At 72.1% G+C, this 18,778-nt stretch carries 18 protein-coding genes; 12 read left to right on the top strand and 6 right to left on the bottom strand.

All coding sequences use genetic code 11. From position 1 onward, the window contains the following. Window positions 1-129 precede the first annotated feature (129 nt). From AC2DGY_RS05525 to AC2DGY_RS05510, 4 genes are read left to right on the top strand one after another with little or no spacing between them, the layout of a single operon-like run. Window positions 130-1,293 carry an acyl-CoA dehydrogenase family protein gene (locus AC2DGY_RS05525; protein WP_484508700.1) on the top strand — a complete coding sequence of 388 codons (1,164 nt, stop codon included), beginning with the start codon at window positions 130-132 and terminating at the stop codon, window positions 1,291-1,293. A gap of 34 nt (window positions 1,294-1,327) precedes the next feature. After that, complete coding sequence (locus tag AC2DGY_RS05520) at window positions 1,328-2,599, top strand: DUF445 domain-containing protein (RefSeq protein WP_484508699.1); 1,272 nt, start codon at window positions 1,328-1,330, stop codon at window positions 2,597-2,599. Between the two features lie 16 nt (window positions 2,600-2,615). Beyond that, a complete protein-coding gene (locus AC2DGY_RS05515) occupies window positions 2,616-2,966 on the top strand; it encodes a gamma-glutamylcyclotransferase family protein (RefSeq protein WP_484508698.1) in 351 nt (116 codons plus the stop codon). Further along, window positions 2,963-3,427: a SixA phosphatase family protein gene (locus AC2DGY_RS05510; RefSeq protein WP_484508697.1), complete on the top strand. Its 465-nt coding sequence runs from the start codon at window positions 2,963-2,965 to the stop codon at window positions 3,425-3,427. The genes AC2DGY_RS05515 and AC2DGY_RS05510 overlap by 4 nt, the downstream gene beginning before the upstream one ends. 406 nt (window positions 3,428-3,833) lie before the next feature. On the opposite strand, the gene AC2DGY_RS05505 is transcribed toward AC2DGY_RS05510, so the two are convergent. Further along, window positions 3,834-4,832 (bottom strand): LacI family DNA-binding transcriptional regulator, encoded by a 999-nt coding sequence (locus tag AC2DGY_RS05505; RefSeq protein ID WP_484508696.1) that lies wholly within the window; start codon window positions 4,830-4,832, stop codon window positions 3,834-3,836. Between the two features lie 149 nt (window positions 4,833-4,981). On the opposite strand from AC2DGY_RS05505, the gene AC2DGY_RS05500 reads away from it, so the two are divergent. From AC2DGY_RS05500 to AC2DGY_RS05485, 4 genes are read left to right on the top strand one after another with little or no spacing between them, the layout of a single operon-like run. Further along, the gene (locus tag AC2DGY_RS05500) at window positions 4,982-6,220 is read left to right on the top strand and encodes a sugar ABC transporter substrate-binding protein (protein WP_484508695.1); all 1,239 of its coding nucleotides are present in this window, start codon (window positions 4,982-4,984) and stop codon (window positions 6,218-6,220) included. Window positions 6,221-6,245: 25 nt separating this feature from the next. Continuing rightward, window positions 6,246-7,358: a carbohydrate ABC transporter permease gene (locus tag AC2DGY_RS05495; RefSeq protein ID WP_484508694.1), complete on the top strand. Its 1,113-nt coding sequence runs from the start codon at window positions 6,246-6,248 to the stop codon at window positions 7,356-7,358. A 14-nt stretch (window positions 7,359-7,372) separates the two neighbouring features. After that, window positions 7,373-8,281: a carbohydrate ABC transporter permease gene (locus tag AC2DGY_RS05490; protein WP_484509974.1), complete on the top strand. Its 909-nt coding sequence runs from the start codon at window positions 7,373-7,375 to the stop codon at window positions 8,279-8,281. Beyond that, entirely contained in the window at window positions 8,278-10,194 is a 1,917-nt protein-coding gene (locus tag AC2DGY_RS05485; protein WP_484508693.1) for a glycogen debranching N-terminal domain-containing protein, read from the top strand. Before AC2DGY_RS05490 ends, AC2DGY_RS05485 begins: the two co-directional genes overlap by 4 nt. A 389-nt stretch (window positions 10,195-10,583) precedes the next feature. Here AC2DGY_RS05485 and AC2DGY_RS05480 read toward each other — a convergent pair whose 3' ends face one another. After that, window positions 10,584-11,447, bottom strand: a complete 864-nt coding sequence (locus AC2DGY_RS05480; protein WP_484508692.1) for a DUF559 domain-containing protein — start codon at window positions 11,445-11,447, stop codon at window positions 10,584-10,586. Window positions 11,448-11,825: 378 nt separating this feature from the next. Between AC2DGY_RS05480 and AC2DGY_RS05475 the strand changes: the two genes are divergently transcribed. Next, on the top strand, window positions 11,826-12,947 hold the full coding sequence (locus tag AC2DGY_RS05475) for a baeRF11 domain-containing protein (RefSeq protein WP_484508691.1): 1,122 nt from the start codon (window positions 11,826-11,828) through the stop codon (window positions 12,945-12,947). A gap of 3 nt (window positions 12,948-12,950) precedes the next feature. On the opposite strand, the gene AC2DGY_RS05470 is transcribed toward AC2DGY_RS05475, so the two are convergent. Then, window positions 12,951-13,427, bottom strand: coding sequence for a YbaK/EbsC family protein (locus AC2DGY_RS05470; RefSeq protein WP_484508690.1), 477 nt, complete (start codon window positions 13,425-13,427; stop codon window positions 12,951-12,953). Window positions 13,428-13,493: 66 nt separating this feature from the next. On the opposite strand from AC2DGY_RS05470, the gene AC2DGY_RS05465 reads away from it, so the two are divergent. After that, window positions 13,494-13,928, top strand: coding sequence for a pyridoxamine 5'-phosphate oxidase family protein (locus AC2DGY_RS05465; RefSeq protein ID WP_484508689.1), 435 nt, complete (start codon window positions 13,494-13,496; stop codon window positions 13,926-13,928). Window positions 13,929-14,038: 110 nt separating this feature from the next. On the opposite strand, the gene AC2DGY_RS05460 is transcribed toward AC2DGY_RS05465, so the two are convergent. Next, entirely contained in the window at window positions 14,039-14,836 is a 798-nt protein-coding gene (locus AC2DGY_RS05460; protein WP_484508688.1) for a class I SAM-dependent methyltransferase, read from the bottom strand. Between the two features lie 145 nt (window positions 14,837-14,981). On the opposite strand from AC2DGY_RS05460, the gene AC2DGY_RS05455 reads away from it, so the two are divergent. Next, window positions 14,982-16,058, top strand: coding sequence for a Glu/Leu/Phe/Val dehydrogenase family protein (locus AC2DGY_RS05455; protein WP_484508687.1), 1,077 nt, complete (start codon window positions 14,982-14,984; stop codon window positions 16,056-16,058). 34 nt (window positions 16,059-16,092) lie between these two features. Here AC2DGY_RS05455 and AC2DGY_RS05450 read toward each other — a convergent pair whose 3' ends face one another. Further along, window positions 16,093-16,824: a ThuA domain-containing protein gene (locus AC2DGY_RS05450; RefSeq protein ID WP_484508686.1), complete on the bottom strand. Its 732-nt coding sequence runs from the start codon at window positions 16,822-16,824 to the stop codon at window positions 16,093-16,095. Then, complete coding sequence (locus AC2DGY_RS05445; RefSeq protein WP_484508685.1) at window positions 16,821-17,951, bottom strand: Gfo/Idh/MocA family protein; 1,131 nt, start codon at window positions 17,949-17,951, stop codon at window positions 16,821-16,823. Before AC2DGY_RS05445 ends, AC2DGY_RS05450 begins: the two co-directional genes overlap by 4 nt. A gap of 168 nt (window positions 17,952-18,119) precedes the next feature. On the opposite strand from AC2DGY_RS05445, the gene AC2DGY_RS05440 reads away from it, so the two are divergent. After that, window positions 18,120-18,665 carry a TetR/AcrR family transcriptional regulator gene (locus AC2DGY_RS05440; RefSeq protein WP_484508684.1) on the top strand — a complete coding sequence of 182 codons (546 nt, stop codon included), beginning with the start codon at window positions 18,120-18,122 and terminating at the stop codon, window positions 18,663-18,665. Window positions 18,666-18,778 lie beyond the last annotated feature (113 nt).

The raw sequence follows: 18,778 nt of genomic DNA, 5'->3' as shown, positions 1-18,778 counted from the left end.
TCCCGCCGGCACAACGGCGGAGAGAGACCACGACACGCCGCGGATGCCGGCTGGCGCGCGGGCGTGTCGCGAAGGATCTCCGCCGTTGTGCGCGAACCGGGCGGATGCGGAGCGGGCCATGATGGGACGATGACCGCCGCGTTCGAGCCCGCGCAGTATCTCCCCGACGACCTCCTGGGCCGCATCCGCGAGCGCGCGCCGGGGCACGATCGAGACAACACCTTCCCCGCGGACGACCTCGATGAGCTGCGGGCGGCCGGATACCTCGGCATCCTCGTCCCGGCCGACCGCGGCGGGGCGGGTCTCGGCCTGGCCGAAGCATCCCTCCTCCAGCAGCGCCTCGCCACGGCCGCGCCGGCCACGGCTCTCGCGGTGAACATGCACCTCGTCTGGACGGGCGTGGCCAAGGTGCTGCAGGACCGCGGCATCGACGACCTCGCGTTCGTGCAGGCCGGGGCCGCCGCGGGCGAGGTGTTCGCGTTCGGCATCAGCGAGGCCGGCAACGACCTCGTGCTCTTCGGGAGCGACACCACAGCGACCCCGACCGGCGACGGCGGCTACACCTACAGGGGAACGAAGATCTTCACGTCCCTGGCCCCCGTGTGGGACCACCTCGGGGTCCATGGCCTCGACACCACCTCACCCGACGCACCCAAGATCGTGTACTCCTTCCTTCCGCGCACCAACGCCGTCGTCACCCGGGACGACTGGGACACGCTCGGGATGCGGGGGACGCAGAGCCGCACGACGGAGCTGCAGGGCGCCCGCGCCCCGGCGGACCGGGTGGTGCGGCGCGTGGACCCCGGACCGCAGGCCGACCCGCTCGTCTTCGGGATCTTCGCCGTGTTCGAGATCCTCCTCGCCTCCGTCTACACCGGGATCGCCCGCCGTGCGCTGGACCTGGCCGTGGATGCGGCGACCACGCGCCGCTCGAAGAAGACCGGCGCCACGTACTCGCACGACCCCGACATCCGCTGGCGCGTGGCCGACATGGGCCTGGCCTACGACGCGCTGCCGCCGCAGCTGGCCGCGCTCGCCCGCGACGTCGACACGGTCGTCGACCACGGGCCGCGGTGGTTCTCGCTGCTCGCGGGGGTCAAGCATCGCGCGGTGACGACGGCCAAGCGCGTCGTGGATGACGCCATGCTCGTTGCCGGCGGCTCGTCCTACTTCTCGCGCAGTGAGCTGGCGCGGCTCTACCGGGACGTCCTGGCCGGGATGTTCCACCCCTCCGACCCGGAGTCGGCGCACTCCGCCGCGGCGACCGCGCTGCTCGGACCGATGCAACCCTGACCCCGGCACATGGCGCCCGTGCGAGGATGACCGGATGCCACCCACTCCTCCCGCTCTGCTGAGCCCGGCCGACCAGGAGCGGCGCCGCGCCCTCCGCACGATGAAAGCGGTGGCTCTGGGCGCGCTCGTGCTCATGGCGATCATCTTCGCCATCTCCTTCCCGCTGCAGGAGCGCTACCCGTGGATGCAGTGGGTGCGCGCGGCCGCGGAGGGCGGCATGGTCGGCGCCCTCGCCGACTGGTTCGCCGTCACGGCCTTGTTCCGCCATCCCCTCGGGCTGCCGATCCCGCACACCGCGATCATCCCGCGCCGCAAGGACGAGATCGGCCGGAGCCTCGGGGAGTTCGTGGAGACCAACTTCCTCTCGGCCCCGGTCGTGCGCGGCAAGCTCGAATCCACCGCCATCGCCGCGCGCCTGGGCACGTGGCTCGCGCAGCCTGCGCACGCCGAGCGGGTCGCCGCCGAAGGCGCGACCGCCGCGACCGCCGTGCTGCGCGCGCTGAGCGACGATGACGTGCGCGACGTGATCGAAGACCTCGCGCGCGAACACCTCCTCGCCCCCGAGTGGGGGCCGTCCCTCGGCGGATGGCTGGCGCGCGTGGTGGACTCCGGCGCGCACACCGGCGCGGTCGACCTCGCCGCCGACTCCCTCGCGACCTGGCTCGCAGCCAACCAGGACGCCTTCGCCGGCCTGGTGTCACGCCGCCTGCCGTCGTGGTTGCCCGGCGTCGCCCACCGCCTCGTGGACGAGACCGTGTACCGGCAGGCGCTGACCTTCGTCGATGCGGTGCGGGATGACCCGCAGCATCCCGCCCGCGCCGCGATCGACCGGTACCTCGCGCGACTGGCGGAGAACCTCCAGGACGATCCGGAGACCATCGGCAAGGTGGAAGACGCCAAGGCGACACTGTTCGACAGCCCCCGCGTGCGCGCCCTCGCCGCCGAGGCGTGGCAGACCGCCAAGACCGGGCTGCTCTCGGCACTGGAGAACCCCGACAGCGGCCTGCGTCGCCGGGCGGCGCAGGCCCTCGCGGAGGTCGGCGAGCGCCTCACCACGGACGCGTCGCTGCAGGAGCGCGTGGACGGGTGGGTGACGGATGCGGCGGTGTTCGTCGTCGAGCGCTACCGCCATGACATCGCATCCGTCATCACCGACACCGTGGAGAGGTGGGACCCGGCCGAGACGACCGAGAAGATCGAACTCCTCGTCGGCCGCGACCTGCAGTACATCCGGCTCAACGGAACGATCGTCGGCGCGTTGGCGGGAGCGGCGATCTTCACCGTGGCCTCCCTCGCGCTGGGCTGAGCGCTACCCTGAAACGGTGGCCGAGGTACCCGCCGACGAAGCTCTCTTCACCTACGGGACGTTGCAGGTGCCCGACGTGCAGCGGGACACGTTCGGTCGCCTGCTGGCGGGCGAGGAGGACGTGCTCGCGGGGTACACCATCGACTACGTCGAGATCGAAGACACGAGGGTCGCGGAGGTGTCGGGCGCGGAGGTGCACCCGGTCTTGCGCGAGACCGGCGACGAACGGGACAAGGTGATGGGGATGGTGTTGTGGGTGACCGCGGATGAACTGGATGCCGCCGACGAGTACGAGGTGGCGCTGTATCGCCGGGCGTCGGTGACGCTGGCGAGCGGGCGCGCGGCCTGGGTGTACGTGACCGTATGATCCAGCTCTCTCTCGCCCGGCACGCCAAGTCGGATTGGGCCGACTCGTCGATCGACGACCATGACCGCCCCCTGAACGAGCGCGGTCAGCGCGACGCGCCGGACGTTGCCCGCCGCGTGATGCGCGCGGGTGTGCGCCCCGAGGTGGTCCTGTCGTCCACCGCGCTGCGTGCCCGCACGACCGCGGAGCACTTCGCCGCCGCCTTCGGGGCCGAGTTGCGCGAGCTCTCCGAGCTCTACCTCGCCGAGCCCGATGTGCTGCTCTCGGCGGCGCGGGAGAGCGGCGTCGACGAGGTGCTCATCGTCGCGCACGACCCGGGCGTGAGCGCGCTGGTCAGCGAGCTCGCCGGCCGCGAGGTGAGCATGCCGACGGGCGCCGTCGCCGTCTTCACGTGGGAGTCGGGCACGTGGGATGACGTCGGCTCCACCCCGCCCGACGACGTCCAGGTGACCGCCCCGTAGCCGCCGCTCCGGGCCGCCGTGGCCCGGGGCGTTCAAAACTCAGGAGATCCGGGCCCCCAGGGCCCGTATCCGACCTCCGCACCGGCGTGTCTCCTGAGTTTTGAACGGCGAAGGCCGCTGACCCGGCGCCCCGGCACCTCGAGTGCCGCCCCGCGCAGCATCCGCCCGGCCGCTGGGCCCACCGCCACATCCGCCCCGCGACCGTTGCCGCACGTCGCCGCACGGCCCCAGGCCGTTCAAAACTCAGGAGATCCGGGCCCCCAGGGCCCGTATCCGGCCTCCGCACCGGCGTGTCTCCTGAGTTTTGAACGGCGAAGGCGGCAGACCCCCGCCCCCGCGCCCAGGCCGGCCCTCGGATGCCCCGAACACCGGATGACCCGGCCCCAGCCCCGAACCGCCACCGCGCTCAGCGGATGACCAGGCGGGGCTCCACGAGCACATGCGCCGATCCGGATGCAGCGGGCCGAGGCGAGACCACGCTCCCGGTGGAGCCCATGAGCAGCTCGAGCGCACCGGCGGCGACCTCCTCGGGGAGCTGCTCGACGCTGGACAGCCCCAGCGCCTCGACAGCCGGGGTGTTGTCGAACCCGACGATGGGAAGCGCCGGCCGGGCGGCAGCGGCAGCGGCCAGGTGCGCGCCGATGGCGAGGGAGTCGCTCGCGCACACGATGCCGTCCACCGCCTCCCCGTCCGCGAGCGCCCGAGCGGCCGCGGCCCGCCCGGCGGCCACGCTCTCCTCGGCCACCCACCGCGGTCCCGCTCCGCCGGCTTCGCGCCAGCCGCGCTCGCGATCGTCGCCGGTACCCGACCCCTCCGGCCACCCGAGGAAGGCGACGCGCGGCCCCGCCGTGCGCTGCACGTGTCCGGTGGCCGCAGCGGTACCGGCGGCGCCGTCCACGTCCACCCACAGGTGCGCGGGCGCTTCGACATCGTCTTCCCCCCATGGCCGCCCGAACGACACGAAGGGAAGGGCTCGGTCGGCGAGCCACCCGGTGCGGGGATCGCCGCGGAACGTGCCCGTGACGACCACGGCGTCCACCTCACCCCCGTCGAGGAGGTCGCCCAAGCGCGCGATCTCCTCCTCGGGGGTGCGGGCCGCGTATACGAGCACGCGCATCCCGCGGTCGCTCGCACGCTCGGTGAGGGCGTGGACGAAGCGGTCGAGCACCACGCCGGAGATGCCGCCGGCATACGGGTCGAGGTGGATGCCGATGGTCGAGCTCCGGCGGGTGCGCAGACGCCGCGCGGCCGCATGCGGTCGGTACCCGAGATCGGCGATGACCGCCTCGACGCGCTCACGGGTCGAGGCACGCACGACATGCGGCGCGTTCACGACGTTGGAGACGGTCTGGCGGGACACGCCCGCCGCCCGTGCGACGTCGTCGACCGTGGGCGCCTTGGCCATCGCACCTCCTGCCGATCGATCCCGTGCGCCATCATAGGCCGCGCCACGCGGCCCCTTGACAGGCCGCGCCCGCGCTCCGTACGGTGATCTCGCGTAGAGTTTGATCGTTCAAATTCTGCCTCACATGCCTCATCGAAGGAGAGAGACACATGACACGGCACACCAGGCGGGTCCTGCTCGGCGCGGGCGCGCTCCTCGTCACCGGCACACTGACGCTCACCGCGTGCGGCTCCGGATTCGACGACTCCGGCAGCGGATCCGACGATTCCGCCGACGGATCGCTCAGCATCCTCATCGGCTCATCCGGCGACGCCGAGACCACCGCCGTCGAAGAGGCCGTCGCGGCCTGGTCGGAGGAGTCCGGCATCGACGCCGAGGTACAGGTCGCCAACGACCTCCCTCAGCAGCTCTCGCAGGGGTTCGCGGCCGGTTCGCCGCCCGACCTGTTCTACCTGGCTCCCGAGGCCCTCGCCGGCTACGCGAGCAACGGCTCGATCCAGGCCTACGGCGACGAGCTGTCCAACCGGGATGACTTCTACCCGTCGCTCGTGGAGAACTTCACCCTGGACGGCGAGTTCTACTGCGCACCCAAGGACTTCTCCACCCTCGCCCTGGTCATCAACAGCGACCTGTGGACTCAGGCCGGACTGACCGACGCCGACATCCCCACCGACTGGGAGCAGCTCGCCGCGGTGGCCCAGCGCCTCACCACCGACGACCGCGTCGGGCTCGCGTTCGGCGCGGAGTACCAGCGGATCGGCACCTTCATGGCCCAGGCCGGCGGCGGACTCATCGCCGATGGCGAGGCCACCGCCGCCAGCCCCGAGAACGTCGAAGCCCTCACCTACGTCCAGACGCACCTGAACGACGGGTCGTTCGCGTATGCGGCCGACATCGGCGCCGGCTGGGGCGGCGAGGCCTTCGGCACGCAGGCCGCGGCGATGGTCATCGAGGGCAACTGGATCACCGGGGCCCTCACCACCGACTACCCCGACGTGAACTTCACCGTCGCCGAGCTTCCGGCCGGCCCGGCTGGACAGGGCACGCTGCAGTTCACCAACTGCTGGGGCATGGCCGCCGACAGCGCGAACCAGGATGCTGCGCTCGAACTCGTCGAATACCTCACGAGCACCGAGCAGCAACTGGCCTTCTCCGAGGCGTTCGGCCCGATGCCGTCCATCCAGTCGGCCGCCGACGCGTGGACGAGCGCAAACCCCGACCTCGCGGCGTTCCTCGCCGGCGCCGAGTACGCGCAGTTCCCGCCGAACCTCGCCGGCGCCGCCGAGGTCATCTCCGACTTCAACGCTCAGCTGGAGTCGCTGGCCACCGGGGATCCGCAGGCGATCCTCGACACCGTCCAGGCCAACCTCGAGGCGATCGTCGAGTGATCAGCATCCACCGCCGAGTGATGCAATGACCGCACTGTCGTCACCCGCTCGCCGCGCCGGGTCCTCCTTCGGGGGGATCCGGCGCGGCGAGACGGCCGCCGGATGGCTCTTCACGCTCCCGGTGCTGATCATCCTCGGCGTCTTCCTCCTCGTCCCCGTGCTCATGGCGCTGTGGGTGAGCTTCTCCGACTGGAACGGGCGCGGCAGCCCCTTCTCCCCCGACGTGAGCTTCGTCGGCGGCGAGAACTACGCCGCGATCACCACCGGCGGCGGCCTCGCCGAACGCGACTTCGGCATCGCGCTGCGCAACAACGCGTGGTACGTGGTGCTGGTCGTCCCGCTGCAGACCGCGCTGTCGCTCTTCCTCGCCATCCTCGTGAACCGGGCGGTGCTGCGCGGTCGCGGGTTCTTCCGCACGGCCTTCTACTTCCCCTCCGTGACCAGCTCGGTCGCCATCACGGTGCTGTGGCTGTTCCTCTTCTCCACGTCCGGCGCCGTCAACCAGGTGCTGTCGTGGTTCGGCGTCAACGGGCCGAACTGGTTCAACGACCCCAGCGGCGTGCTCCACAACGTCCTCGGCGTCGTCGGGATCGAATCCGGCCCCGCCGCCCTCACCGAGGGCGCTTTCCTCGGCGTGACGTGGTGGGACTGGCTGGCCGGACCCTCGGTGGCGATGTCGGCGTTCGTGCTGATGGCCGTCTTCACCACGTCCGGCACGTTCATGCTGCTGTTCATCGCGGCCCTCCAGAACATCTCCGGCGACGTGGATGAGGCGGCGATGATGGATGGTGCGAACGCGTGGCAGCGGTTCTGGCGAGTCACCCTCCCCCAGCTCAAGCCCACGCTGTTCACCGTCCTCACCCTCGGGTTGATCGGCTGCTGGCAGGTGTTCGACCAGATCTACACCGGCACGCAGGGCGGACCCGGCAAGACGACGGTGACACCGGCCTACCTCAGCTATAACTCGGCCTTCATCTCCCAGGAGTGGGGCCAGGGCGCCGCGATCGCGTTCGTCCTGTTCGTCATCATCGTCGCGTTCACGATCCTGCAGCGATGGGTCCTGCGCGACCGACCCGTCTCACGCCGCCGCGCGCGGCAGTACGAAGTCCGCACTCCGACGAAGGGCAGCATCCGATGACCGCCGTCACCGGCATGCAAGCCGACGTGCTCGTCGAGCAGCGCCTCACCGGCGGCGACCGCGGCCGACCGCCGCGTCGACGCCGCAGCCTCCCGGGCAAGACCGTGGCGTGGCAGGTCGTGCTCTACCTCGCGCTGGCGGCCCTGGCGCTCATCTACATCTATCCGTTCCTCGTGCAGCTGGCGACCTCGTTCAAGACGGATTCGGATGCGGCGGTCGACCCCATCTCGCTCGTGCCGACCACGTTCACGACGGCGGCGTACGAGCAGCTGTTCCTCCGCTCCGACTTCCCGACGTGGTTCGCCAACTCCGCCATCGTGACGATCTTCGTCACGCTCGGCCGCGTGTTCTTCGCCTCGCTCGCCGGCTACGCCCTCGCGCGGCTGCGCTTCCGCGGGCGCGGGATCGTGTTCGCGGCCGTGGTGGCGGTGATGGCCGTGCCCACCGTGGTGCTCCTCATCCCGAAGTTCCTCGTCATCAACCAGCTCGGCATCTACGACTCGTACGCGGGCATGATCCTGCCGCTGCTGGTGGATGCGGCGGGCGTGTTCATCATGAAGAACTTCTTCGAGTCCATCCCGCCGTCCGTCGAGGAGCAGGCCCGCATCGACGGGGCCGGCGCCTTCCGCATCTTCTGGTCGGTCGTGCTGCCGATGGCACGCCCGGCGCTCGTCACGATCGTCATCCTGTCGTTCCAGGGGTCGTGGAACGAGCTGAGCCACTTCGTCGTGTCCACCCAATCGCCCGAACTCACCACCCTCACCAAGGGCGTCGCCTCGCTGGCGAGCGGACAGCTCAGCCAGGGAAGCCAGTACCCCATCAAGCTCGCGGCGGCGGCCATCATGACGATCCCCGTCGCCGTGATGTTCTTCATCTTCCAGCGCCGCATCATGAACGCCAGCGAAGGAGCCGTCAAGGAATGACCCGCGAGAACGAGGGCGCGCAGCAGCCGCTGCAGCCCCTGCTTTCCGATGCCGTGATCGCCCTGCGCGCCCCCACCCAGGTGTGGTCGCGTGCAGGAGGCGATGCCGGCGCCGCCGCGATCGACGGGATCTACCACGGCGACGTGCGGCATGTCCGCACGCTCGAGCTCTCCTGCGCGGGCTCCGCGATCGAGTGGATCTCCGTCGCCCCCGACGGTCCGTCCCGCGTGGTCTTCGGCGGCCTGGTCCGGGGCTTGGACGACGTGGAGGCCGACCCGAAGGTGCGGGTGGAGCGCGATCGGCGCGTGGACGCGGGCCGGGTCGTCGAGACCCTGACGGTGCGATCCCACCTGAGCTCCCCGCTCTCGACGGCGCTCACCCTGCGGGTCGTGCCCGACTTCGCGCTGCTGCACGAGGTGAAATCCGGCGTCGACGCACCGCGAGAGGCCGAGGTGACCGTTGCCGAGGGGGCTGCCACGGTGACGGCCGGCACCGCCTCCTTCGACGTCGCCGCCGCGGGCGCCCGGGTGGTCGCCGAGGGCGACGCGCTCCTGGTCACCTGGCCGGTGGACGTGCCCGCGCGCGGCACCGTGGCCGTCGAATGGTCGCTCGAGCTGCACGACGACTCGCTCGTCGTGCAGGCGGCTCGCACCCCCGGCCGGTGGGATGCCGCCGCGGCCGCCGCGTCGGCGACCGACCCGCGGCTGGGGCGGTGGCTCGAGGTCGCCCTCGGCGACCTCGACGCCCTTCGCCTGGCGCTCCCGGATGCGCCGGACGACGACTTCTTCGCCGCCGGGGCGCCGTGGTTCTTCACGCTGTTCGGGCGCGATTCCCTGTGGGCGGCGCGCCTGGTGCTTCCGCTGGACGCGGCGATCGCCGCATCCACGCTCCGGGTGCTGGCGCACCTGCAGGGCACCGTCGATGACCCCGCGACCGCGCAGGAACCGGGGAAGATCCTCCACGAACTGCGCGCGTCGGCGATCGAGCTGCCCGGCGAGGGGATCGTCCTCCCGCCGCGGTACTACGGCAGCGTCGATTCGACACCGCTGTGGATCTGCCTCCTCGCCGATGCCTGGCGGGCAGGCATGCCCGAGGCGGAGGTGCGCGACCTCCTACCCGCGCTGCGGCGGGCGCTCGGGTGGATGCGGGAGAGCGGCGATAGCGACGGCGACGGGTTCCTCGACTACATCGACCGCCTCGGCACCGGCTTGGCCAACCAGGGCTGGAAGGACTCCGGCGACTCCATCCAGTGGCGCGACGGGACGCTGGCTGCCGGGCCGATCGCGCTGTGCGAGGTGCAGGGGTACGCGTACGAGGCGGCGCTCGGCGGCGCGGCGCTGCTCGAGGCGTTCGGCGACGACACCGACGACCCGGCGGGATTGCGGCGGTGGGCGGCGGATCTCAAGGCCCGCTTCGCGGCGGCGTACTGGGTGGAGACCCCCGAGGGGCGGTACCCCGCCGTGGCCCTGGACCGCGACAAGAACCCCGTCGACACCCTGACCAGCAACATCGGGCACCTGCTGGGAACCGGCATCCTCGAGCCCGACGAAGAGGCGGCCATCGCCGAGTTGCTGCGGGGTCCGACGATGTCGAGCGGTTACGGCATCCGCACCATGTCGACCGGGGCCGCCGGCTTCTGGCCGCTGTCGTACCACGGCGGCAGCGTGTGGGTGCACGACACCGCCATCGCGGTGCACGGGATGCTGCGGGCGGGGCTCGGCGAGGCCGCCCGGGCCGTGGTGGACGAGCTCCTCGACACCGCGGAGGGCTTCGGCTACCGCGTCCCCGAACTGCACTCCGGCGACGCGGCAGCCGACACCTCCGTGCCCACGCCGTACCCCGCGGCCTGCCGCCCACAGGCGTGGTCGGCGGCGGCGGCCGCGACGTGCCTGCAGGCGCTGGCCGGCAGCTGACCCGTACCGCCGCTGCCCCTTGCCGCCTCTCCCCCGTTCAAAACTCAGGAGATCCGCGCGCCTCAGCCCCACTACCGGCCATGACACCGGCGTCACTCCTGAGTTCTGCACCCTCGGCCGGCCCCGCGGCCCGGGGGCGCGGCGGATCGGTGCCGCCCGGCCGCTTCCGCGACGCAGCCCCGGGGCGCTGCCCGAGGCGCGGCGGATCGGTGCGACCCGTCGGGCGACGCGGCCCGGAAGCGCGCTGATCCGCACGGGCACCCGGTTCCCGCCGTTCAGAACTCAGGAGATCCGCGCGCCCCAGCCCCACTACCGGCCATGACACCGGCGTCACTCCTGAGTTCTGCACCCGGGCCTACCGCGCCGCGCGCGGCCCAGCGGCCGAGCGCTCAGCGGCGACGCGGCGCCGGCCGGCTCGCGAGGAGGCCGCGAAGTGCGGCGAGCACCTCGTCGGCGTGCCACATGATGTCCTCCGCGATCGGCCGGTAGGTGCCGTAGCCCTGGGCCGCTGCTGCCTGGTCGCGGCGCAGATCGCGGCGACGCGCGTCCCAGCCGGAGTGGTGCTCCTCGCTGTCGCACTCGATGATGAGCCACCCGTCCACGACGAAGTCGACCCGCCCCACCCCGCGGATCTCCACCTGCACCTCGAAGGAGCATCCAAGCCTGCGCAGAAGAAGCCGCAGCAAGGACTCCGCCCCACTGCCGGCGCGAGCATCCAGTAGCCCCCTCAGAACGAGGTAGCGACGAGGAAGGCGGGCGAACAGCTCATCGACCTCGTCGTCGCGGAGCACACCGAGCCGAAGCGCCGAGTCCAGCGTCGCCACCGCCCCGCGCGGCTCCTGACACCTCACCGCCTGCAGCACCGCATCGAACGGCTCGACGGCACACGAGCGCGGATGCGGCTGCCGAACCGGTACGTCCCAGTGACGATGCACGGCCTGACCCGCGTTCCGCATGCGCCCCGCGTTGGCGGGGAGGTGGACGTGCACCGTGGAGAGGCCGAGTACGAAGACCCCGCGTCGACGCAACTCCGAGAGGCACGTGAGCCGCCCGCCGACCCGAGCCGCCGTCCGCAGGTCGGGGTCGTCGGAGGGGAGGAGGTACACCCCGTTGCGTGGCCGCACCAGGTCGCCGCGCCGCACCGCCGCGGTGATGACGCGGCCGGTCCAGCCGTCGGCGACGAGATCGGCGCGAGAGCGGGCGAATGGCGCCGGCGCTGCGGCGACGGTGAGAGGCCGACCATCCCAGGGCATGGCGTCACCCTCCTCCGCCCAGGCCGTCGCCACGGCTAGCGGCGGGAATCTGGGGATGCGGCCACCGCTGCGGCCCCTGGGGAGGAGACATGGCCGGACGGGCCACCGCTCCCGCGCCCTGGGGAGGAGACATGGCCGGAGGTGATGGTTCAAAACTCAGGGGACACGCCGAGGACAGAGCCCGGAAGGGGGTCGAAACACCCGGATCTCCTGAGTTTTGAACGCGGAACGGCCGCCGGAAGGCTGCCGCGCCGCGCGCGAGGTCGCGCCGGGAGGCCCCGCGCGCGCAGGCCCCACGCGGGGCGGGACAGTAGGACCGGGGCCCGGCCGGCCGCAAGACCCTGGCCCGGCCGCCCGCGCCGCACCTATCCTCGGGGCATGCTCCCCCTCGACCTCCCCGACGACGCACACCTGCTGAATCTCATCGAGGCGCGCCACCCCGGCAGCATCAGCCTGCTGGTGGGTTCCTCGCCCCGGCCGGCCGACCACGAGCGGGCCCGCATCGCCCTGCGCGACGCCATCGACGAAGCCGAGCGCCGGCTCATTGCCCTGGATCTGCCCCGCGAGGCGCGGTCAGCCATCGTCGAGCGGCTGCGCGAGACGCTGCAGGACGACGAGGTCTGGGCCCACCAGTCCCAGGCCATGCTCATCCTGGCCGACGCGGACCGGCTGGAGTGGTTCCGACTCCCGTTCGAGGTGACCGACGAGGTCTCCGTCGCCGATCGCTTCGACACCCGGATGCTGCTACGCGCCCGCTCGGACGCGTCGACCGCGTTCGTCCTCCAGCTGTCGCGCGGGCTCGTGCGCCTGACGGAGATCGCGCCCGACGGCGCGGTCACCGAGCACCCCCTGGTGCTGCCGGACGACCACGCCCTCATGCTGCAGCACACCTCCAACGACGGCCACATGGACCGTGACGCCGCTCAAGGCTCCGATGGCGACCGCCCCGAACGCGAGCGGTTCTGCCGCGCCGTCGATCAGGCCGTGACCGCCGTTGTCCCGCGTGGAACTCCGCTCATCCTCACGGTCACGGACGACCTCCGTCCTGCGTATCGCGCACAGAACACGCACGCCCTGCTCCTCGAGGACGAGATTCCGGCTCATCCGGAATCGCTCGCGGACCAGGACCTCGCCGACCGCGCGCGCGAGGTGCTGCGCGCTCGTCACGAGCGCCGGGTCTCGGAGTGGAAGGAACGGTTCGGCACGCTCCGTGCTCAGGGGCTGGCGACCTCCCGCGTCTCGCAGGTCGCCGCCGCGGCCGCCGCCGCCGCAATTGACGAGCTGCGTCTGGATCAGGATGCGGAACGCTCGGGAATCGTCGACGAGTTCGGCCTCGTGCACGCCGGCGACGGGGATGCCCCGTTCCTCCTCCTCGACCTGGCTGCCGATGTGCTCCGCACCGGCGGGAAGGTGATCGCGGTACCGCGCGAAGAACTCACCGACGGATCGCCGGTGGCGGCGCTGCTGCGCTTCCCCGTGCCGTCCCCGACCGGAGCCTGACGGTCAGTCCACCTTCATCACGACGCCGCCGGTCAAGTCCACCAGTTCCTCGAAGGTCAGCGGGAAGACGGTGTGCGGGGTGCCGCCGGCCGCCCACAGCTCGGCGTGAGCGGCGAGCGCTTCGTCCACGACCGTCGTCAGCGGCGCCGGGTGGCCAGTCGGTGCGACGCCGCCGATGGGCTGTCCCGTCGCCTCACGAACCTGCTCGGGCGTCGCCCGGCCGATCGACCGGCGGCCCATTCGCTCAGCCAGCGCGGCGGTGTCCACCCGGTGGGCGCCGCTGGTCATCACGAGGAGCGGCTCGCCGTCGCTGAAGAACACGAGGCTGTTGGCGATCGCCCCCACCTCCACTCCGAGCGCGGCTGCCGCGAGGGCCGCCGTGGATGCCGCATCCGGCAGCACGACGATCTGTCCGAGGATGCCCCGTTCCCTCAAGCGGTCGGCGACGAGGCGGCTACGGGCGGGCAGGTCGTCGGCCATGAATCCACCCTAGGGCGGTGGCGGCGGCCGGGCGTAGCATCGGGGTCACGAGCGACAGGAGGCACCATGTCCGACGTGTTCCGCCCCGACAATGCCGCGCATCAGAAGGCGCTGAGCCTTCTCCAGGAGCGCATCATCGCCTGGTTCACCACCGTGGATGCCGAGGGCCGCCCGCGCGCGGTTCCGGTGTGGTTCTTCTGGCACGAGGGCAAGATCTTCGTGTTCAGCGCGCCCGACAAAGCGAAGGTTGCGAACGTGCGACGCGGTTCGCCCGTGCTCATCCACCTCGACAGCGGCCCCTTCGGCAGCGAGGTCGTCATCCTCAACGGCACCGCGGAGATCTCCGACCGCGATACCGCGACGTGGGTGACCGACTTCGGCGACGCGTACGACCGCAAGTACGCCGAGGCGATCGCCCACTCGGGCCGGCCGCGGGACGAGCTGCTGGCCGCCTTCCCGCTAGCGATCATCTTCACGCCGGAGACCCTCCAGACCTGGTGAGGCGGCCAGGCGTGGCGGTGCGGTCGCGCCTGGCGAGGCGGTCGCGCCTGGTGAGGCAGCCCTGCCTGGTGAGCCAGCCACGCCAGGCGAGATCGGCCGGCCGAGTCGGATCAGCCCGAGATACCGCGGGCGATGATCTCGGCGTGGGGAATGACCATCCACCCGTCGGGCGCGGCAGCCCAGGTGCGCCACGCCTCGGCGATCCGCACGAGATCCTCCCGGCTCGCCAGTCCGTGCTCCAGCGCGAGCTGCGCGAAGTCCCCCTCCATCGCGCGCTGCGCCCAGCGGTCCGCGTACCATGACCGGTCCTCCGCCGTCGCGAAGAGCCAGACCGAGGCGGAGGGTTCGATGTCGCTCAGGCCGGCCTGCTGCGCCCATCCCAGCAGCTTCCGCCCCGCCGCCGGATCGCCGTCGACCATGCGCCGGATCCGAAGGAACAGGTCGAGCCACTCGTCCAGCGCGGGCACCTCGGGAAACCACAGCGTTCCGCCGAAGTCGAATTCGCGCAGCGCCACGAGCCCCTCCCGCCCGGCGACGCGGCCGAACTCGCGGATCGCCTCGACGGGCCGCTCGAGGTGGTGCAGCATCAGATGCGCGTGCACGACGTCGAACGCGCCGGATTCCGCGTCGAGGGCATACGCGTCACCGAGGGTGAACTGCACGTCCGCGCCCCGGCCGGCGGCCAGCTCCCGCGCCACCTGCAGGGCCTCCTCGGAGGTGTCGACGCCCTCGACGCGCCCCGGGGCCACGCGTTCGGCCAGGGCGACGGTGATGTCGCCGGGGCCGCATCCGACGTCCAGGAGTGACATGCCCTCCCGCAGCCGCGGCAGAAGGTACGCGATGGAGTTCTCGATCCTCCGTCCTGCAGGAGTGTTCGCAACGACCGAATCATGTGAGTGCACTGCCATGCGCAGACCTTACCTGCCGAACCTGCGGCCGCCCCCTCGCCCCCTGTCGCTTCCCTGGGACCGCGGGCACAATGGTCGTGGATGCCGCACACCCGCGGCATCCGAAACCCCACGGCCCACGAGGCCCGCCGGAAGAGGATCAACGATGACTCCTGCCCTGCCCCTCCCCGATTTCACCCACGAGCGCGTGGAGGTGAGGACCGGGCAGCGCAGCGGCCTGTTCCTCGCCGTCGCCCTGCACTCCTCGACGCTCGGTCCCGCCCTCGGCGGCGCGCGCCTGTGGGCCTACCCGCACTGGAGTGCGGCGCTGGGCGATGTCCTCCGCCTCTCCGCGGCGATGACGCTCAAGAACGCCGCCGCGGGGCTCGATGCCGGCGGCGGCAAGGCCGTCATCGGTCTCCCCGAGGGAACGATGCTCGACGCGGAACGGCGCCGCGCCGCCTTCCTCGACCTCGGCGACGCCGTCGAGTCGCTCGGCGGGCTGTACCGCACCGCCGAAGACGTCGGATCGACCGCGGAGGACATGCTCGTCGTCCGCGAACGCACGGCGTGGGTCGTCGGCCTCCCGGATGCCGCCGGAGGCTCGGGAGAGCCGGCCGGTCCGACCAGCGTCGGCATCTACGAGGCGCTGCGTGCGACGCTCGAGCGCGTCACCGGTTCCGGCGACCTGATCGGACGCCGCATCACGATCTCCGGGCTCGGTCAGGTCGGGAGCCGCCTGGCGGTGCGCCTGGCCGCCGAGGGCGCTCAGTTGCACGTCACCGACGTCAACCCGGCCAAGCGCGACCTCGCGGCCGACCTCGGCGCGACGTGGGTCGCGCCCGGGGAGGAGCACCTCGTCGCGGCCGATGTGTTCGTCCCCGCCGGGCTGGGCGGCCTCCTCACCGCCGAGGTCATCGACGCCCTGGATGCGCGAGCGGTATGCGGACCGGCGAACAACCCCCTCGCCGAGCGCTCGGGCGCCGAGCGCCTCGCCGCCCGGGGCATCCTGTACGCGCCCGACTTCGTCGCCAGCGCCGGCGGCGTGATCTACCTCGACGCCGTGGACAAAGGTCTCGGCGACCGCCCGCAGATCATGGCGCGGGTCGCGGCCATCGGCGACACCGTGCGGCGCGTGTTCGACGAAGCAGACGCGCGCGGCGTCACGCCGCTGGCGGCGGCCGAGGCCCTCGCCGCCGAGCGGCTCAGCACGGGAACTCCGCGCGAAGCGCTCGTCGGCTGAAGCGCTCGTCGGCTGAACCGCTCCGCGCGAAGCGCTACCCGTGCGTGCGCGCGGGATTGGTGACGGCGGGCAGCACCCGCGGGTTCTCCCCCGGGTGCGCCCACCGCACGGCGTTGGCGAGCACCCGCCGGATCTGCGGGTGGTGGTAGACGGGGTATTCCTGGTCGCCGGGTGAGAAGTAGAACACGCGCCCGCGCCCGCGCCGGTAGGTCAGACCGGAGCGGAAGACCTCGCCGCCGGCGAAGGACGACACGAAGATCTGCTCGTCGGGCTGGGGCACGTCGAAGAACTCCCCGTACATCTCCTGCCGGTCGATGGTGATGGGATGCTCCACCCCCTCGGTGATCGGATGACCGGGCGCCACGGTCCAGACGAGCTCGCGCTCCCCGTCGTTGCGCCAGGCCAGCGAACACGTCGTGCCCATCAGCCGGATGAAGATCTTCGAGAAGTGGCCCGAGTGCAGAATCAGCAGTCCCATTCCCGACAGCACGTGCCGGTGAACGCGCTCCACGATCGCGTCGTCGACCTGGTCGTGGGCGATGTGTCCCCACCACAGCAGCACGTCGGTCGCGGCGAGCGCCTCCTCCGACAGGCCGTGCTCCGGGTCACGGAGCGTGGCCGTGCGCACCTCGACCTCGCCGCCCAGCAGGTCGCGGAGGCCCTCGGCGATCGCCCCGTGGATCCCGTCCGGGTAGATCTCCTGCACGGCGGCGTCGTGTCGCTCGTGTTCTCCCTCGTTCCAGACGAGGACGCGGATCGCGCTCATGCGGGTGCTCCGATCTCGATCTGCTCGACCGCGACTTCTCGGCCTTCCGCTGCCGACCGGTAGCAGGCGTCGATGATCGCGGCGCGGCGTGCGGCCACGCTGCCGTCACTGGCGGCCCACAGGGACGGGGTCCGGATGGTGCGGATGAATTCGTCCACCACGCCCTGATGTCCGGCCGGGGTGCCGCCGGGGAGGACCCGATCGGAGACCGCCTCGGCCGTGCCGGCGTAGAGCGCGACATCCGTCGCCGGGGCGTAGTCGACCACGCGCAGCTCGGCGCCCCCCTCGGTGCCGTAGAGGACGAAGCCGAACTCGTCGCCGCTCGGGCGATACGAGGCCCAACTCGTGTCGAGGGTGACGGAGCCGCCGCCCTCCAGGCGCAGCAGCACCGTCGCGAAGTCTTCGACATCGAACGCCGACCCGGTGAACTGCTTGCCCCCGGGCGCCGCATCCGGGCCCCCGAGACCACGCGGACCGAACTCGGCATGCGTCACCGCGGAGGCGGAGAGCACCCTCGGTTCGCCCATGAGGTGGAGCACCGCGTCGATCATGTGCACTCCGATGTCCACGAGCGGACCACCGCCGGCGAGCTCCTTGCTCGTGAACCAGCTCCCCAGGGTGGGGATGCCCGAGCGGCGCAGCCAGGAGGCGCGCACGTGGTAGATCCGGCCGAGGGCGCCGGAGGAGACCTCGGCGGCGAGCGCACGGACGTCGCCGCGCAGGCGGTGGTTGAACGCCACCTGCAGCACGCGGCCCGCCCGCCGCGCGGCCGACACCATCTCCTCGGCTTCCGCGGCGCTCCGGGCGATCGGCTTCTCCGACAGCACATGGATGCCACGCTCCAGGGCTGCCACCGTGATCGGCGCGTGCAGGAACGTCGGGACGGCGACGCTCACCGCATCCAGCGGGGTGCTGTCGAGGAGCTCCTCCCAGTCGGCGACGGCGACCTCGACGTCGAACTGCGCGGCCAGCTCGCGCCGCGCATCCGCTTCCAGGCCCGCGATACCGACGAGACGGACGTCGGGGTGCGCGGTGTACGCGGCGATGTGCTGCTGACCCGCCCAGCCGAGGCCGACGACGCCGATGCGCAGCGGAGTGGTGGATCGATCGGGTGGTGCCAGGGTCATGGACTCTCCGGGGGTTGGATGAGGCGCTCAGCGGCGCCCGAGGGAGCGACGCCCTTCGAGTCAAGCACAGGGGTCCCCCACCGGCGCGTAATCAGGCGATCCCACCGGGCCCGCGAACGAAATGGACGGATGAGTCCGGATACCCTGGCACCGGCGAGAGGAGCCCGCATGGCGTCGACTCGAAGGGATGCGGTGCGTAGCCGGGCGGCGCTGCTGGATGCGCTGCAGGCGATGTACACGGAACTCGGAACCCTCCCCGGGATGCACGCCCTCGCGGCGCGCGCGGGGGTGGGCGTGGCGACCCTCTATCGGCACTTCCCCACGCGTGAAGACCTGCTCGTGGGTCTCGGCACCGCGCGGCTGGTCGACCTGGTCGCCCTCGCCGAACAGGCGTCGGAGGTCTCCGATGCCGCCGAGGCGGTGCGGGGGTTCTTCCGCGGCGTCGTCCGGTCGGAGTGCGACCCGGCGCTGACGGCCTACGTCACGGCGGACCACGCCGGCGCGGACGCGCGGGAGCTCCTCCGCCGTTTCGAGGCCGGCGTCGACGACCTGCTCACTCGCGCCTACTCCGCCGGGGTCCTTCGAACCGACGTCACCCGCCGCCGACTGATCGCCCACCTGCACGGCCTCCTCGCGACCGTGTCGAACCTGGGGCCTGCCCCGGATGACGCGGACTTCGCGTGCGACGCCCTGCTGCGGGGGCTGGCCGCCTGACCCACGGGCCCCTCGCGCCCGACGGCGCCCGACGGCGCCCGCCGACACCCGCCGGCGGGCCGGCGCCCGACGGCGGACCGGCGCCCACCGGCGCCCGACGGCGCCCGGCGCGG

The organism is Microbacterium sp. Z6_144 (assembly GCF_057197625.1).
This window is presented reverse-complemented; position numbering and strand designations above follow the sequence as displayed.